This is a genomic window from Bartonella sp. TT110JLCBS, from assembly GCF_042193405.1.
Lineage (GTDB): Bacteria > Pseudomonadota > Alphaproteobacteria > Rhizobiales > Rhizobiaceae > Bartonella.
In genome coordinates this window covers 186,892-204,753 of sequence record NZ_JBHILT010000002.1, presented here as the reverse complement: position 1 = coordinate 204,753, position 17,862 = coordinate 186,892, and the positions used below count along the sequence as shown (strand labels likewise).

The window sequence follows — 17,862 nt, the reverse complement described above, 5'->3', positions numbered from 1 at the left end:
ATACAATTTCGACCATTTTTGTAAATGAAGCGTTAATTAAGCAATTTTTCGTAAGCGCGCAGCAAAAAAACCATCCATTCCTAAAAATACGGTTTTCTCAGCATCAAAATTTTTATGACAAAAATCCGCAGGCGTTGTCCGTAACATCCCCCCACAAAGCAAATGTTCCAGTGCTCCCATTTCCTCTGGATAAATAGGGTCTAAAACAATGTCATTGCGTGTCGACAAAATTTTCTCAATAAGATCTTCACCTTCTTCTCTTGCCAATGAACAATTGGAAAAAACAATCCGTCCCCCCTCCTTTACCAAAGAAATTGCTGCGACAAGCAAATCATATTGCAACGCCACTAACTTGACGATATCATCTCTCGATTTCGTCCATAAAATATCTGGATGACGACGGATTGTTCCTGTAGAAGAACAAGGAGCATCAAGAAGAACCGCATCAAAAAGCTGTGTGGGATAGAAATTTCTCACATCGCCCTGCCAAATGTGAACTGAAAAATGAAGCCGTTCCATATTTTCTTTTAAACGCTTTATGCGGTTAGCAGAAAGCTCAATTGCAGTCACCTCAGCCCCTTGCAAAGCCAATTGTGCTGTTTTTCCTCCAGGGCTCGCACAAAGATCAGCAACGCGTTTACCCTCAATACTCCCAAGTAAACAAGCAGGCAAAGCTGCTGAAAAATCTTGAACCCACCAAGACCCTTCACGATAGCCTAGTAAATCAGAAACAGAACACTCCAGACGCTTCAATCGAACAGAACCATTGGGCAATACCACACCACCAAGCCTTTCAGCCCATCCACCACTATCAGATTTCACTGTCAAATCGAGAGGAGGTTCCACACTTTGAATTGCGATAATCTGATGTGCCTTTTCTGTTCCGTAAGCTGACACTAAAAGCTGTCCAAACCACACTGGAACACCTTCAATGGTAGGAACTTGTTGGCGTAAAGGCTCTGCCTCACGTGCAACATTGCGCAAAAGAGCATTCACCACCCCTGAAAAACGGCGCATACGAGGATCAAGTTTCGCCACACGCACAGCTAAATCAATAGCCGCATGATCGGGAATATCAAGATAAAGAATTTGTGCGATACTGATATGCAAAAGATGCTGAAGTGAAAGTGCTTGTGAAGGCAAAGGACGCGCTAAAAAGCGTGAGAGAGCCACTATAATCTGCCCTCGATGACGCAATGAAGCTGTCAAAATAGCCCGACACAACAAACGATCTCGTTGTGAAAGTTTTAAATAGTGTGGATGTCCGTGTTCATTATCTGTCAAACCAGAAAGAGGCGTGTACTTATCAATTACCGCCCCTAAAAGACACACACACACCTGTCGAACAGCTAATCCTGGAACATTTTTTTCAGACACATGCCCCGCTTTTTTGTGTTTCAAAACACCACCTTTATATCACAGTTTTCTCAAAATCTCCCTCAATAACTCTATGAACGAGATCTTTTTGAATTTTCATAACGAAGCCAAGAAGGACGTTTTGTAACACGCTGAAAAGAACTGTTTTCTTGTTCACCTAATACATGAGCCTGACCACTATGAAAATCTCCATAATTCATCCCGCTGCTTTTTTCATGTATAGCGTCTTCTTTATTCCATCCCACACTTTTGGTAAGAGCCCCTTTCATCTCTTCTGCTTGCCGATAAAGAGCAGCAATACGATTTGCAGTTGCTGGATGTGTCGAAAAGAGACTATCCGCTCCCTCACCGCTCAAAGGATTAATAATAAACAGATGCGCGGTTGCTGGATTATGCTCTGCTTCTTCATTGTATACCCCATGCGCCCCATCAGCAATTTTACGCAATGCCGAAGCCAACCATAAAGGATTACCACATATTTCAGCCCCTCTCCGATCCGCAGCATATTCACGTGTACGGCTAATCGCCATTTGCACCAGCATCGCAGCAAAAGGTGCCACGAGCAAAGCAATAAATCCTCCAATTGCCCCTGCCCCATGAGAATCTTCTGAAGAGTTGCGCTGTCCTCCCATAAAAAAAGCAAAATTACCAAGCATTGAAATTGCCCCTGCAATCGTTGCGGTTAGAGTCATTGTTAACGTATCACGATGCTCAATATGTGCGAGCTCATGCGCCATAACGCCGGCAATTTCCTCTGAACTCAACCGCTCTAACAACCCCGTACTTGCAGCAACAGCTGCATTTTGCGGATTACGTCCCGTTGCAAAAGCATTTGGTTGTGCATTTTCAATAACATAAACCTTTGGTTGAGGAAGAGAAGCTCTTTGTGCTAAATCGCTTACAATCTTATAATAAACTGGTGCTGAATGCTGATCAACTTCACGTGCCCCGTACATGCGTAAAACGATTTTATCTGAATTCCAATAAGAAAAAAAGTTTAAACCACTTGCCATCAAAAGAGCAATGACCATGCCACCACCCCCTCCAACAAGATAACCAACTCCCATAAAGAGAGCAGTTAAAAAAGCCAAAAGCATAGCTGTACGCATTATATTCATTACTCAAAAAACTCCATGATAAAAGTCAATCAATACTATATGATGGTGTTTTCTTTCTGCTTCTTCAATGGAATAGGTGTAAAATGAATAAAAAAGATGAGAAAACAAGCAAAAAAAATGCAACTGACGTTAAACAGCAATCTCTTTCTCCCGCAGCACAACGCGCTCTCCAAGAAGCTGAAGAAAGACGAAAACACGCAGCAAAAAAAGAACAACCTTTAGAAAATGGTGGACGCGGCGGCAAGGACCCTTCCCGCTATGGAGATTGGGAAATTAAAGGCCGCGCCATTGATTTTTAAAACCATTGATTTAAAAAAACCAAGCGATTTAAACAAGCAGCTTTTTAAAGAAGATCCGTTTTTGATAGACAAAAACGGATAATATTTATTTTTCTAAAGCTTTTAAAAACACGTTGATTAAACAACCATGCTTCTTATGCTGAAGCAGATTCTGCTTCAGCCGCTGCCGCTGCTTCTTCTGCTGCTTGCTTTGCTGCTGCTATACGTTCTTGTGCTTTTTTACCCGGTTCACCTTTATGTGGATTATTACGAGTTGGACGCTTTTTCAAGCCAGCTGCATCTAAAAACCGTAAAACGCGATCTGTTGGTTGAGCCCCTTGCCCAAGCCAATATTGGATACGTTCTTCATTAAGTTTCACCCTCGGTCCATCTTTAGGCAACATTGGATCCCATGCACCAACACGTTCAAGAAACCGCCCATCGCGCGGACTACGAACATCTGCAACGACGATATGATAGTAAGGACGTTTTTTTGAACCTCCACGGGACAAACGAATTTTCAATGCCATATTTTATCTCCTATTGTCAGCTCTGGCTTTCGTTTAAATTGACTTTTTTTGTTTTTTGCTCTTCAGCAATAACTTCATGATGACGCACAACTTCTTTAATAATAAATTTTAAAAATCTTTCAGCAAAATCAGGATCAAGATGACTATCTATAGCCAATTGCCGCAAACGCGCTACCTGATATTGCTCACGCAGAGGATCTACTTTAGGCAAATCATAACGCGCTTTTAAGCGCCCAACAGCTTTCGTACAACGAAACCGCTCTGCTAAGATATGAATCAAGGTTGCATCAAAATTATCAATGGATGCTCGTAAATGTGCCAATTCATTTAATACTGTTTCCTGCATCATATTCCTTTCCCTCTTTACATCTTATTTTTTCTTAGGATGCTGAGGAAATTTTCCCCTATCGGCAATGCCATTGGAAAGACCAGGAAATGTAGGTCCACGCTTGGGAAGTCCGGGCAAGAGATTCCCTCCATTACCATTTTCAATTTGCTTTTGAAGCGTTGAGAATTGCTTTGGATCCAATCCCGACAAATCCGGCATAGCTGGAGAATCCCCCCCCAAGTTTCCCATACCACCAAAACCCATTTTGGAACCAAGACCTCCCAACATTTTTCCCATAAAACCACTTTTTCCTTTACCACCCATGGCTTTCATCATATCAGCCATTTGGCGATACATCTTCAAAAGTTTATTAATATCAGCTGCTGTCGTACCAGACCCCTTAGCAATTCGTTGTTTGCGGCTATGTTTTAAAAGCTCTGGATTCGCCCGCTCTTTCGGTGTCATAGATGAAATAATGGCCAATTGACGATCAAACAAACGATCATCAAACCCCGCAGCCGCAATCTGCTCTTTGACCTTCCCCATTCCTGGCAACATGCCCATAATACCGCCCATTCCACCCAGTTTTTTCATTTTCTGCAACTGTTCTGCAAGATCATTCAGATCAAATTTTCCGGCTTGCATTTTTTTTGCAAAAGCAGCAGCTTTCTCATGATCCATTGTTTCAGCAGCTTTTTCAACCAAAGAAACAATATCCCCCATTCCGAGAATACGATCAGCAATACGACTGGGATGAAATTCTTCTAAAGCATCTATTTTTTCACCAGTTCCAATTGCTTTAATTGGTTTACCTGTAACAGCTCGCATAGAAAGAGCAGCGCCACCACGCCCATCACTATCCATCCGTGTTAAAATAATCCCTGTAATCCCGACACGCTCATCAAAAGAACGAGCAAGATGAACGGCATCTTGCCCCGTCAAACTATCAGCCACCAACATAATCTCATGAGGAAGGGAACATGCTTTAATTTCAGCCAATTCGAGCATTAAAGCTTCATCAATATGATTACGTCCTGCTGTGTCAAGAAGAAGTACGTCATAACCACCCAATTTAGCAGCCTGCACGGCACGTGATGCAATATCAACGGGCAGTTGTCCGGCAATAATAGGCAAGCTTGCAAGTTTTTCCTGTTCTCCCAATTGGCGCAATTGCTCCTGTGCAGCGGGACGGCGTGTATCTAATGACGCCATGAGAACTTTTTTATTGTGCTTATCAGTAAAACGTTTTGCAAGCTTTGCTGTTGTAGTTGTTTTTCCGGAACCTTGCAAACCAGTCATCATGATAACAACTGGAGCTGGTGCATTTAAATCACTCAGAACGCTTTCATTTCCAAGAATATGAACCAATTCATCATGAACAATTTTAACCACCATTTGGCCTGGTTTAATTGATTTAACGATTTCGGCCCCAACAGCTTTTTGACGAACTCTATCGGTAAAAGAGCGCACAACATCAAGAGCAACATCAGCTTCCAATAAAGCGCGACGAATTTCACGCAGCGCCTCTACAACATCCTGATCCGATAAAGCGCCACGTCCCGTCAAATGAGACAGGATAGAACCAAGTCGCTCTTGCAAGGATTCAAACATCATTTACCTCATTGTTGCATAACAAACAAACCAAAATAGCATCCGAGAACGCATCGCGCCGTCGGATGTTGACCTCTGAGATCTCTTTATACCCTTAAACTGGGGTCTCAGTCGGTGGCTCCAAGTTAATTTTGTCACTGAAAGCTTGCTCCTTCAAACAATAAAACCCCATCTTTGTCAAGTTTTATCATAAAATATCTTTTTATACGAAGAAATAAAAACAACAAATACTATACTTCAAAACTTTCAACTTCAACACGCATAAAACAACCTGTTTCCTGTTCCATGCTCCATAATTTTCCGCTAGAGATATCAAACCAAACCCCATGCAATGTCAAAAAACCTTGATCTTTGCGAAGCTTTATCCACGGAAACGTCTCTAAATTTCTCAACGAATGGCGAATAGAAAGCTGCTCTAATGCCGTCTGTTTTTCTGGCCAAGACAGCGACTTATTATTCAAAACGATTTCTGCTGCTGGTGCTAAGAGACTTATCCATTGACCGATAAAATCATTTGATAATAAAGATTTATATGTCTCATTAAGAGCAGTACGAATGCCTCCACAATGGGCATGACCAAAAACGACAATATGTCTCACCTCAAGCAATTGCACAGCATATTCAAGAGCTGCTGATGTTGCGTGATATTGGTCATCAGGAGAAAAAGGAGGAACCACATTCGCCACGTTGCGCAGGGTGAAAATTTCCCCTGGCTTAGCATCAAAAATCATTTCTGGTACTGCACGCGAATCACAACAAGCAATGACCAAAACTTCAGGTTTCTGCCCCTCAATCGCCAATTGCTGATAATCTGCTATTTTATATAAAAAATGATTGTTTATAAAGTTTTGGTAACCACTTAAAAGTCTTTCTGGTAAATGCGCCATTCTCTTTTTACTTTTACTTCTTTTTTTACTTTCATTTTGTATATTTAAAAAAACAAACTATTAACATACAAAAATACTAAAAATGCCCTTTCCTTGACGCAAAATATTTCTTTAACGTACAAACTATTACTAAAAAATAGCAAAAACAAACTCATTCTTTCCAAATAAAGAGCTATTTTCTTCAGAAAGAAGGTGTTACAGTATATAAAAAATATATATGGTCTGCTTTTAAAAAGAGAAGAAAAGACCCCTTAAGAGCAAAAAGGGAGAGTGAATGTGTTGCAACAAAAAAAAACAGAAACAAAAAACACCCAAGATAAAATAGAACAAATCCTTTTTGCCCAAACCGATAAAGAAGATATTACTTATTACGAAAATGAAGAACTTCAAAAAGCCACAGCCATCGCAGTAAAAGCTTTTAATCTCCATCAAACGGGAAAAAACACCATCTGCTTTGAGCAAAATTTAACCCGTAGTAACAGACCTATAACCGTTATCACGCTTGTCAATGATAACAAACCCTTCCTTCTCGATTCTATTTTAAATGTTTTTAATCAACACAAAAACCATATCTATTTGATTGCACACCCCATTATTGATTGTGCTTCTGGAAAACGCATCAGTCTGATGCAAATTCACATCGAGTCATTAAACAAACAGCAAATACAAAAACTTGAAAATGAACTCACCTTAGTTCTTGAACAGGTTAATGCTGCTGTACAAGACTGGAAACCTATGCTTGAAGAAGTTGAAAAGCAGATTCATGCCTACCAAATAAGTCTTCCCCCGCACTACAAACAAGAAGGCGAAAAAGCTATTGAATTTCTTCACTGGCTAATGGACGATAATTTCATTTTCCTTGGTATGCGCACTTACAACTTCATCAAAGACCAAAAACCCCTAAAATCCTTTACAGCGAGTAATATTGAACTTGGTATACTCACGGATGCTTCTATTCATATTGTTGACGATAAAAGCATGAAAGAACCTCCTCAAGAAGTTTTATCCTTCATGGAAAGCGATAATCTGTTTATCGTGACAAAAGCGAACAGCCGTTCCAAAATTCACCGTTCTGTTTGGCTCGATTATATTGGTCTTAAAATTTTTGATAAAGAAAAACAACTCTGTGGAGAATTACGCATTGTAGGGCTTTTTACCTCCTCAGCTTATACACGTTCTATTTTGCAAATTCCTTTCTTAAAAGAAAAAGCCCGAACTATTATTCAACGTCTTGGACACAATCACGCCGATTATTCAGGAAAAGCACTCATCAGTGCTTTAGAAACCTATCCAAGAGATGAAATGTTTCGCTCTGATGTTGATACATTGACAGAAAATACTAAGCTTATTCTACAATTAGATGAGCGCCCACGTTTACGGGTTCTTGCCCACACTGATTCTTTTGGGCGCTTTGTTTCTATCCTTGTCTACGTACCGCGTGACCAATATAGCAGCAGCCTGCGTGAAAAAGTTGGCGAACATTTTGTTGAGCTTTATAAAGGCAACTTTTTTGAATCTTATCCGCTCTTTTTGGAAAGCACCCTTATACGTGTCTATTATATCATCCATCGCAAAGGAAACGAAACTGTTCCCCTTTACGAGCGCTCTACACTTGAAAAACATGTACGTTCGATAGCACGAAGTTGGGAAGACAGGGTTCAAGCCATCGCTCTTACCCAGAAAATAACAGAGCAACAAACACGTCTAGCCAGTGAATTCCCCAACAGCTATCGTGATTTATTTTCAGCTGAAGACGCTATTAACGATGCCGGACATATTCTAAGTCTTCATGATGAAAAGCCCCTTTTCGTGATCTTTTATCACGCACAAAACAAAGAAAAACAGTACATTTCTCTTCGGCTTTTTCACCGCCATGAAGCTCTTGCCCTTTCCAAACGTGTACCACTCCTTGAAAATATGGGGTTTCGCGTTATTGCTGAACAAACCCTTGAATTACCAGATGGCAATGGGCGCTCTGTGTATCTTCATGATATGCAGCTAGAAAGTACTTTCCAGCGCTGTATCGATTTTGAAAAAGACGGGCAAAAACACGCCGAAACCTTTGAAGCCATTTGGGCACAAAATGCTGATAATGACGGCTTTAATGCTCTCACACAAACAGCTGAGCTTGATTGGCATGAAATTATTATTTTGCGCCATTATGGGCGCTATCTCCAACAAACTGGAATTCCTTATTCGCAAGATCGCGTTGCCCAAACTTTAAATGCTTATCCTGACATTACCCAAGATCTTTATGCTTTATTTCATTTAAAGTTTCATCAAAGCCATACAGAAAAAGAACGGGAAAAAAACCAACAAGTCATTCAAAAGCGCATTGAAGAAAAATTACGGAAAGTCTCTGGTTTAGATGATGATCTGATTTTACGCCGTTATTGTAACCTTATCGAGGCAAGTTTACGAACGAATGCCTTTACGCCTCTTCCTGATGGAAATCCACGGCGTATTTTAGCCACCAAATTAAATCCGCGCCAGATTGAAGGTTTGCCTGAACCGCGCCCTTACCGAGAAATTTTTGTTTATGGACCAGAAGTTGAAGGGGTCCATTTGCGTTTTGGACCTATCGCTCGTGGCGGCATTCGTTGGTCTGACCGTGCATTAGATTATCGCACCGAAGTGCTTAGCTTAGTGAAAGCCCAACAAGTTAAAAATGCGGTTATCGTTCCTGCAGGTGCAAAAGGTGGATTCTATCCCCATCGGCTTCCCCAAACAAATGACCGTGCTGTCATCATAGAAGCAGCACGACAAGCTTATACAGACTTTATCACAGCTTTGCTCTCCATTACAGACAATCTGATTAACGGCAAAATAAGTTCTCCCCACAATGTCATCTGTCATGATGACCCTGACCCCTATTTTGTTGTTGCAGCGGACAAAGGAACAGCAACTTTTTCTGATACAGCCAACGCCATCAGCCAAGCAAACCACTTTTGGCTTGATGATGCTTTTGCCTCTGGAGGTTCAGCAGGTTACGACCACAAAGACATTGGTATTACAGCTAAAGGTGCATGGGAAGCCGTCAAAAGACATTTTAGAGAGTCATTTAATCACGATATTCAAACAACGCCCTTCACCTGTGTCGGTGTTGGCGATATGTCTGGTGATGTCTTTGGCAATGGAATGCTGCTTTCCAAACAAACAAAATTGATTGCCGCTTTTGATCACCGCGATATCTTTATTGATCCAGATCCGAACATAGACGAAAGCTATGCAGAGCGTACGCGTCTCTTCAGACTACCTCGCTCAAGCTGGCAGGATTACGATAAAACCAAATTATCAAAGGGCGGTGGTATCTTCTCACGAAAAGAAAAAACCATTACTCTCTCACCTGAAGCAGCACAAGCCATTGGTTTCGAAAAACAAACAGGAACACCCTTTGAAATTATCTCTGCTCTTCTCAAAGCCCCTGTTGATCTTTTATGGTTCGGTGGCATTGGTACTTATATCCGCGCAACAACCGAAAACGATGCCCAAGTAGGTGATCGTGCAAATGATGCAATACGCATTACCGGAGAACAAGTGCGTGCAAAAATTATTGGTGAAGGAGCTAATCTTGGTGTTACACAACGTGGACGGATTGAATATGTCTTAAATGGTGGTCGATGCAATACGGATGCCATTGACAATTCTGCTGGTGTGAATTGTTCTGATATTGAGGTCAATCTCAAAATTGTTCTTGCATCAGCACTACGTGCCAAAACACTAACCCGCGAAGAACGCAATAAGCTCTTGAAAAAAATGACACCTCAAGTCGAGCAACTCGTCTTGCGTAATAATTATCTACAACCTCTTGCGCTTTCTTTGGCGGAAAACCAGAGCACTACTGATTTGCCCTATCAAATACGCTTTATGCACGACTTGGAACAAAAAAATCTTCTAGATCGCAGAGTTGAAATGCTTCCTGATGAACAAGTTTTACAGCAAAGAACAACCCAAGGCAAAGGTCTTCTCCGCCCAGAACTCGCCGTTATTTTTGCCTATGCTAAATTGACCTTAAAAGAAGAAATTGCTAATAGCCCCATTGTTGATGATCACTATTTCAATACAGCCCTGCTGAACTATTTTCCAACCCAAATTCAAGAAAATTTTAAGAAGGAAGTTATTAACCATCAATTGCGTCGTAATATTATCGCAACGCTGATTGCCAACGATATTGTAAATCGTGGAGGCCCCACTTTTGTTAATAGACTACACGATGCAACAGAACAAAAGACTGAAAATATTATTCGCGTTTTCATTGCTATCCGCGATGGTTTTGAAATTCCTCAATTGTCTGAGCAAATTGATAAGCTTGATAATAAAATACCCGGTCTTGTCCAAAATAAATTCTACGCAGCAATGACCCCAATGCTCTTTGAAACAACCAATTGGGGTTTGCACAACATAGATCTCTCACGTCCATTAGAAGAAATTGTAAAAACAATAAAGCAAGCCCGTAGCGTTATTGAAAAAGAGCTTATGCATTCTCACGGCAACGATATTAAGCAAAAGATTGAAGAAAAAGCATTACACTACAGCGAAGAGGGAGCACCAAAAGCATTAGCGAAACAATTAGCCCTCTTGGAAGCTGCTTCAACAATCTGTGATATTTCTTTAATTGCAAAAAAAAGCAACAGTGATCTTATTAAAACCGCAGAGATCTACTTTTCACTTGCGCAAATCATTCGTATAAACCGCATTAACGAAGCAAGTCGTATAATTCCTGTAGTAGATTATTATGATAGTATGGCTTTAAGCCAAGCCAAAGAAAATGTTTCTGAAAGCTTTCGGCAAATCGTTATGAAAATCCTCAAAAATTATGGAAAGAAAAAAGATCCTTTTGACACTTGGAAAAAAACAGAAGAAGATCATATTCACAACATTACAAACCGCATTAGCGCCCTTATTGAAAATGATCTCAATATTTCTCGTTTTACTTTTGCAGCAGGATTGATTTCTCAACTTCAAAATATTGGCTTTCAAACCTAAAGCAAATACAAAACGACCCACTCAATCTCCCGTTCTATCCCACCACCACAACAAACCAACCAAAATAGAGAACGGGAGTTTGCATTTTAAACATAACACCAAAAATAAAAATCTCGCTATTTATCACAATAGAATTGTTTGCAACAATGTCAAAAAAACAGCAGGATTGATTTCTCACCCTAAAAACATAAACTTTCAGACTTAAAAGCAGTACAAAACAGCTAAGCTTTTGCCCCGTTCTATCCATCCATGACGAAGCAGCAAGGAAAGAACGGAGGCGCTATCCCGCATTTTTAGACAGAGCACTCAAAATAAAAAATAAATTCAAATTTTACTGTCAAATATCCTTCATCATAAAAATAGAATATATTGATTTACAATCATAATTTTATCATTTTTATGATGACTGATAATTCGATATTCTAAATTTGTCTCATTTAAAATTTGTTTATATTCAATCAATTAACCCCATTTCCCCTTGCATATTGCAAATGCGAAAGCCGAATAAATAAAAACAGTAAAGAAAGGACTAAAAATGCCCCTCATAAACCGCCTCAAGTGCTAAAAACTACAGTAAGATTGGGAGTTAGCAAATATAATATGATGGTTATTCCCCCTAGCTTGTTAGTCCATAACCGAAAAGATGGTGGTGCTTAATGGCTTTATCGTTATACCATTCATAGGCGACATCGTGAAATAGCAAGCACTGAGAAATATTATTTTAATAAATGCGTAAATATGCAATACAAATATATTCTGTTTTGCGTGGAAGACATATGGCTTCATTAAAAAACATCAGAAATAAAAGGATAAGCTTAATCCATTATTTAAAAGATATAACTGTAACTGCTTTTGAAATGCGTAAAATCGAATAAAAAATGACAGTAAAAATGGCTGTTGATTTTTCTCTTTACAACTTCATATTTTTCTCCAGCTAGTCTGTTTACTTGTTTTAAGAGGTTACTCCCAAACAGATATATGCAATATGCTGCTCATTCCATATATAAAGACAAAGGTTCCTAACAAGCACCACACCACCTGTATAAAAAGGCAATTCAGCATACTTTAAAATGCCACTTTTTCCATACAAACACTGTTACTATATGTAGTTTGACATAAGATTTTGTACTAAGTGAAAAGAGGTTGGACGAGTTAGGAGTAGGTGGTAATTTTTTATTTTTATAGCTATTTTTTTTACCATTAAATACGCATTTTGTTAAAATAGATTTTGACACTCTAAAATTGTAAAAAAGTATGAAAATCAGAAAAAATCGAAATTTGGTAGTAAAAATGAAAAAAGGCTTTGGTACAACACCTAAAGCGGAGCAAGACGACCAAGTTTTAAAAATCCCAATTTTACCCACCCGTTGTCAATGAGTAAGGAAAGAACAGGAGCGCCGTCCGCATTTTTAGGCAGGGTACCCAAAATAAAAAATAACGCTTGAAGATTATTGGTTTGCGTGGGAAATAAATGCTGCAGAGTGTTAAGAAGCTTCATGGACTGAACAAGGACAAGTTCAAATTTTGCTGTCAAATATCCTTCATCATCAACAGAAAAAGGTCCACTAATACGCACTGCACCACCTGTATGAAAAGCTAATTCACCTTGCTTTAAAAGTCCACTTTTTCCATACAATCGCTGTTGCCAATTTTTTCCTTCATTTTCAAACAGAAGAGAGGCATCATTTAAAATCCATTTCAAATTGCCATCAATTTTAGGAATATCAACAAAAGAAGATTTTAAAAAGGGAGAAGCATCAAAACCATCAAAAGTTATATGTCCCGATAAATCATTCTTTTCATGTTTAAGATCAAGTCGAAAAAATTCTGCCGTTATTTTTTGGGAAGCTTCTTTTGGCTCTAATGGCTGAATAATCACGTTATGCGTATTTTGCAAAGATACTTGATTTTCAACATTTTTTTGTGTCGTTTTGTTATCTGTCGTTTGTGCTCCTAATGCTTCTTGAAGCTTTTGATCTTCAGGGGAAGAGGAAAAAGGTGAAACCTCAAGCCCTTCAGCTATAAACTTCAATGTCTTACCCGTTTTCCAATAAGGTTCTGTTTCAATCAGCAAATTGCGCCAACTGGATACTATGGAAGTTTTTCCAGAAAAAACAATTAATGCAGGAGCATGAACATTAAACTCGACCAAATGAGGTGCATAAATTGGTGCACCAGCTGTTAAACGCCCCGTCGATACAGAAACCCCATGTAAAGGCCAAGAAAATTGAAACTTGTCACAAACAACACCGACATGTAAAGGATAACCATCCTTGCGCATATTCTCGCATACCGCCACTATATTATGGGAAGATATTTTTGCGAATATATCAGAAACATAGTCTTCTATTTTACGTGAAAAAAAAACCAGAGTGCGCTATAAATAAATATCAGAGCAAGAAAAAAGCACCCCCAAATTAAATAACTCAAAGAAAAACTTTTTTGTGATGATGGTATTTGAAAGGATTTAGACAATATTCAAACTTTCTATATCTCTTAACTTTTTTCTCACCTTAAAAAGGATAAAGATTCCTCACCCACACTAATCTGTAAATAATCGAGCTCCTTATCTAGCGCGCTTTATCTTCTGATCACTTCAAGAAGTCCCTATACATCGTTCTAAAGTATAGTATCTCATAAGCTCAATAAACAAGATTTTCTTAAAAAAACCCATTACACCCTTTAACAAAAAACACCTCATGTGTAAAGTTTTACATAGATTTTCTACCTCTGCCTTAAACCATACTGTTTTACAGCACAACAAAAATGATAATGAATAGTGTCTCTTAACGATAAAGCCATTGAGCCCCCCATCTTTACGCTTATGGAGGAGCAAACCAGCACTATCATTATAATTTGGCTACCCCCCAAATGTTGCGCAGCCCTTGGCACTTAAGACAGCTCATAAGAGGCATTTTTAGTCTTTTCCTATATAGTTTTTCCCACGCGCCAGCCCTACTTGTGACATATAAGCAAGAGGTTTTTATTGAGTCAACATACACAGGTTTGGAATGAAAATTTACTATATTCGGGGTTCTCATTCAATATACAAAACCGTGAATTACCTATATAAATCAATTCGTTGTCAACAATCACACAAGTACGGGCGGTGTACAAAAAATCTGGTGTAATGCGCTTTCAAACCATTGGCTCAAAGCTCGATCATAGATTAAACGACCTTTCAAATGTGCACAAGCAGGTTGAGCACCTTTTTCAGTCAATTTATGTGCCGAACGCACGACCAAACGCCGCATCATAGCGCGTGTAAATTCAGCATGGAACTGCAAGCCCCATGCATTGTTTCCATAACGAAAAGCTTGTGTAGGATATGTATTCCCTGTTGCCAAAAGCATTGCCTCTTTCGGTAAATCATAAATACCTTCATCATGGAAATGGTAGACCATCTCTGGCCAATTCATCAATTCCTTCCCTTGTGGGGTTGCTTCTAGTGGATACCAGCCGACTTCAACAGTCCCATCACTTCTTGTACCAACGCGCCCCCCTAGATTTCGCGCTAACATTTGTGCTCCAAGACAAATACCCAAAAAAGGCTTATTTTCCTTTAGCGACAACGAAATCCAGTCAATTTCGTCACCAATATAGGCTTCGCTGTCATTCACACTCATCGGTCCCCCTAAAATAACAACACCGGCATAATGTTCTAATGTATCAGGGAGTTTTTGTCCAAAAATAGGACGATAAATATCAAGAACAAAACCATTTTGTTGTAAAAATTTTCCCAAACGACCAGTGTAGGTAGAGTGCCGATGAATAACAACAGCAATCCTTGGTTTGTTATTTTTTGGTTTTTTTCCAAGACATCTCTGATTTAAAAACATTTTTTAACCAATTACCTTTGCAATCAAGCAAAACTTCATTTTTTAAGCATAAGAGAATAATTTGATTGAACAAGATTAACGATAATTTTTTCTCCTACATTAATTATTTCTTCCGACAAAACGCTCAGACTACCCTATTAACACAATTTAAAATAAACGAAATTTCTTCTTCGATAAAGACGTTTCTTCTTCTGTTTTAACCCCTGGATCATCAACATTTAAGTGAGTTTGGCCGAATGTATTTACATCTTGTTCTTTTATATCTTGTTTCTCCACCTGCGCATTATGCAAAAAAGAATCATCTATAGGTGTTAATTTTTCAAGCTTCTTATCTTCAACATCATCACTTTTTTCCATAACATACTCTTTGTCTTGCTTTTTCGGCACAATATTGTCCGCCTCTAATGTGAGAGAAGGCATACAAGGAGGCGCCTTCCATTCAAAACAGCCCAAACGTCCACTGATTGGAGAAACTGCTGACCAAGAAGAAAAAATGGCCCCATCACACATCCATACTGGATCACGTTCAGCACGAAGTGCTAAAGAAAGCCATTGACGTACAGCAGCCTGATTGTTTCCCTGTGCCTCTTCAATATCTGCCAATAATAAATAAACACTTTCCCGTGGATGATACTGCAATGCTTTTTGTGCCTGCTCTCTTGCTAATACTGTTTCACCAGCATCCAAAGCTGCTTTAGCAATAAGGAAAGCCGACTCAAATGCATCTTTATTATAAGCAGCAAGTGTCTTAGCCCTTTTCAATCGCCCAATAGCTCCTTCTTCTCTTTCCAGATAAAGTGCTCCCAAGTCAGGATGAGGATTCTTTTGCCAAGCCGTTATAATCATTTTATCCGCTTTACGCGTTTCATTTAACTTATAAAGAATATCAGCAGCAATCACTGTTATTGGAACAAAATCAGGCGCCAATTTATGGGCTTTCAAAATGGCTTCACGTGCTTGTACAGGATGTGTATCAAACAAAGAAAATGCCTGCCCACTTAGTAGTAAAACCTGTATATGCTGCCGCTCTGGAGTCGCGCGAACAGAACGCGGGAGAGCTTTATTTGCTCTTTCAAAAACAGTAAGTGCCTTATCCCATTTACCCTCAGCACTTAATCGATCAAGCACCGCCTGATGCGCCCATAAAAGTGCTGGCGATAAAGTCAGTGCCTCTTCGGCATATTGTTGCGCTGCTTCATAAGCTTTACTCTTCATCGCTTCACGAAACAAACCATAAAGTCCAACCAATTTTGTCGAATCTTCCTTTCTCATCTCTTCATAAAGACCGATGGCGCGAACAGAATTATTTTGTAAAGACAAGGTTTGCGCTTGTAAAAGTTTTACCAATGGCTCTTGTTTTCCTGCAAGATATTTAGCAACCCGTGCTTCCATTTTTTGCGCAACCATACTATCACCAGCAAAAGTTGCAAGAATCCCCTTTGAAAGAGCTTCGTAACCACGCTTTTGATGGCGTTTATAAAAATAATTGGAAAGAGCACTCGGTATGGAAAAAAAGAAAGACAATAACCACCATAAAAGCACCAGCGTTACAAAAAACAAAATAAGCACACTTAACACTGTAAGAAATGAAGCAGAAAATCTGAAATGCAAAAATGTGAGAACAAAAATACCATTGTGATTAGCAACCCACGTGAAAGCTAAACCGAGGATACAAACAACAAAAATATAAATAAAAACACGTATCATCTTGGGCCTATTTACATCTTTGTTGCTTTAAAAGATCCTTGTTGCACAGACAATAACAATTGCTGCAACAACTGTTGAATAGCAATATGTCTTTCAAGCTGCTTAACAAAATCCCTTGAAACATCTTTTGCACTTTGGGGCAATGATTGCCATTCGCTCAAAGCCTTTTCGTAATCACCAGCTTGAATGGCAACTTCCATGCGTGCCGCAATAGCCCCCAGCGTTGGCCCTTCAACATTTCCAATCGGTCGCGAAACAATGAGCCCTTTTATCCACGCTAAAATTCTGTCAAAAAAACCAGCATCTGATGCAACAATATTTTGCGTACCAACAATTGCATCGGCAACATGAGCAAAATCAACTGAAAGTTGTGCTGAGCTTGGAAGACCCACTGTAGCTGTTTTTTGCAACACATCAAGTCCATTAATCGAAGGCGATAATTGTTGTAACAGCTTTAATTCATTATTATAAGATCCACCACGTTCTACAGCATTTTTTAATGAACTAATTGCAGTAAAGAGCGCGGTATTTATTTCTTTTTTTTCACTATTTTTAACAGCAATTTCTTCCTGTAGTGCTTCTAACTGTTGTTTTAACGCAGCAAGATCATTTGCATTGCTCAACCCAACAGACAAAGCCGTCTCTATATCTTTCGATTTTCTAATAAAGGTTTGTACAATTTCTTCAAGAGCTTTTACTTTTTCCTCTAAAATCGCAAAAGCTTTTTTGCTTTCTTCTTTCGATAGTTCATCATTTTTCGTTGTTTTAAACTGTTGTGATGAAAAAGAAGAAAACTCTGTTTTTAACGCATCGATTTCTTGAAAGACCCGCCTCAATTGTTCCTTTGTATCTTCACCTTGACTTTTTGCAGCTTCAGCAATCTGCAAAGCTTTTTCCCCCCCAGCAGAATTTCCCACAAAAGGAGAAGGAAAGAAACCAGCCCATTGAAGCCCCATAAAAATTCCCAAAGCAATGAATCCCCCCAAAATTCCAGAAAGGGACAAGAAAAGCCAAGTTGTACCAGAGATACTTTTATCCTGACCTTGCATATTCTGTTTTTCTCGCGCATGAGATTCTACAGAATTGTGGTTTTTTTCCTCTGAATCATGGGGAACAGCTTCATGTTCAATAACTGGTTTCTTACGACGCGTACCAGCATAATGTGGTTTAACTTTTGGTTTTGAAGAATCGACCATCTCTG

At 39.3% G+C, this 17,862-nt stretch carries 12 protein-coding genes; 2 read left to right on the top strand and 10 right to left on the bottom strand.

The features are described from left to right. Nucleotides 1–36: 36 nt before the first annotated feature. Together ACFILW_RS01915 and htpX are read right to left on the bottom strand one after the other, a co-directional pair. Nucleotides 37–1,401, bottom strand: a complete 1,365-nt coding sequence (locus ACFILW_RS01915; RefSeq protein ID WP_375684991.1) for an RsmB/NOP family class I SAM-dependent RNA methyltransferase — start codon at nucleotides 1,399–1,401, stop codon at nucleotides 37–39. 47 nt (nucleotides 1,402–1,448) lie between these two features. Then, a complete protein-coding gene (gene htpX, locus ACFILW_RS01910; RefSeq protein ID WP_375622110.1) occupies nucleotides 1,449–2,495 on the bottom strand; it encodes a zinc metalloprotease HtpX in 1,047 nt (348 codons plus the stop codon). A gap of 83 nt (nucleotides 2,496–2,578) precedes the next feature. Here htpX and ACFILW_RS01905 point away from each other — a divergent pair, with 83 nt between their 5' ends. Continuing rightward, the gene (locus tag ACFILW_RS01905) at nucleotides 2,579–2,794 is read left to right on the top strand and encodes a DUF1674 domain-containing protein (protein WP_375612228.1); all 216 of its coding nucleotides are present in this window, start codon (nucleotides 2,579–2,581) and stop codon (nucleotides 2,792–2,794) included. A 134-nt stretch (nucleotides 2,795–2,928) separates the two neighbouring features. Here the strand turns inward: ACFILW_RS01905 and rpsP are convergent, their stop codons facing one another. From rpsP to ACFILW_RS01885, 4 genes are all read right to left on the bottom strand, one after another. Further along, nucleotides 2,929–3,303: a 30S ribosomal protein S16 gene (rpsP, locus tag ACFILW_RS01900; RefSeq protein WP_273787601.1), complete on the bottom strand. Its 375-nt coding sequence runs from the start codon at nucleotides 3,301–3,303 to the stop codon at nucleotides 2,929–2,931. Nucleotides 3,304–3,319: 16 nt separating this feature from the next. Then, on the bottom strand, nucleotides 3,320–3,649 hold the full coding sequence (locus ACFILW_RS01895) for a chorismate mutase (RefSeq protein ID WP_375645698.1): 330 nt from the start codon (nucleotides 3,647–3,649) through the stop codon (nucleotides 3,320–3,322). A gap of 24 nt (nucleotides 3,650–3,673) precedes the next feature. Further along, nucleotides 3,674–5,242 (bottom strand): signal recognition particle protein, encoded by a 1,569-nt coding sequence (ffh, locus tag ACFILW_RS01890; protein ID WP_375685011.1) that lies wholly within the window; start codon nucleotides 5,240–5,242, stop codon nucleotides 3,674–3,676. A 230-nt stretch (nucleotides 5,243–5,472) separates the two neighbouring features. Continuing rightward, complete coding sequence (locus tag ACFILW_RS01885; RefSeq protein ID WP_375612226.1) at nucleotides 5,473–6,129, bottom strand: carbonic anhydrase; 657 nt, start codon at nucleotides 6,127–6,129, stop codon at nucleotides 5,473–5,475. Nucleotides 6,130–6,405: 276 nt separating this feature from the next. Here ACFILW_RS01885 and ACFILW_RS01880 point away from each other — a divergent pair, with 276 nt between their 5' ends. After that, a complete protein-coding gene (locus tag ACFILW_RS01880; RefSeq protein WP_375684989.1) occupies nucleotides 6,406–11,115 on the top strand; it encodes an NAD-glutamate dehydrogenase in 4,710 nt (1,569 codons plus the stop codon). A gap of 1,315 nt (nucleotides 11,116–12,430) precedes the next feature. Here ACFILW_RS01880 and ACFILW_RS01875 read toward each other — a convergent pair. The 4 genes from ACFILW_RS01875 to ACFILW_RS01860 all read right to left on the bottom strand — a co-directional run bounded on the left by ACFILW_RS01875 (nucleotide 12,431) and on the right by ACFILW_RS01860 (nucleotide 17,857). Continuing rightward, on the bottom strand, nucleotides 12,431–13,486 hold the full coding sequence (locus ACFILW_RS01875) for a DUF2125 domain-containing protein (RefSeq protein WP_375645699.1): 1,056 nt from the start codon (nucleotides 13,484–13,486) through the stop codon (nucleotides 12,431–12,433). Between the two features lie 721 nt (nucleotides 13,487–14,207). Further along, nucleotides 14,208–14,954: a glutamine amidotransferase gene (locus ACFILW_RS01870; RefSeq protein WP_375684987.1), complete on the bottom strand. Its 747-nt coding sequence runs from the start codon at nucleotides 14,952–14,954 to the stop codon at nucleotides 14,208–14,210. A 147-nt stretch (nucleotides 14,955–15,101) separates the two neighbouring features. Beyond that, nucleotides 15,102–16,661: a heme biosynthesis protein HemY gene (locus ACFILW_RS01865; RefSeq protein WP_375684985.1), complete on the bottom strand. Its 1,560-nt coding sequence runs from the start codon at nucleotides 16,659–16,661 to the stop codon at nucleotides 15,102–15,104. Between the two features lie 11 nt (nucleotides 16,662–16,672). After that, the gene (locus tag ACFILW_RS01860) at nucleotides 16,673–17,857 is read right to left on the bottom strand and encodes a COG4223 family protein (RefSeq protein ID WP_375684983.1); all 1,185 of its coding nucleotides are present in this window, start codon (nucleotides 17,855–17,857) and stop codon (nucleotides 16,673–16,675) included. Nucleotides 17,858–17,862: the final 5 nt, after the last annotated feature.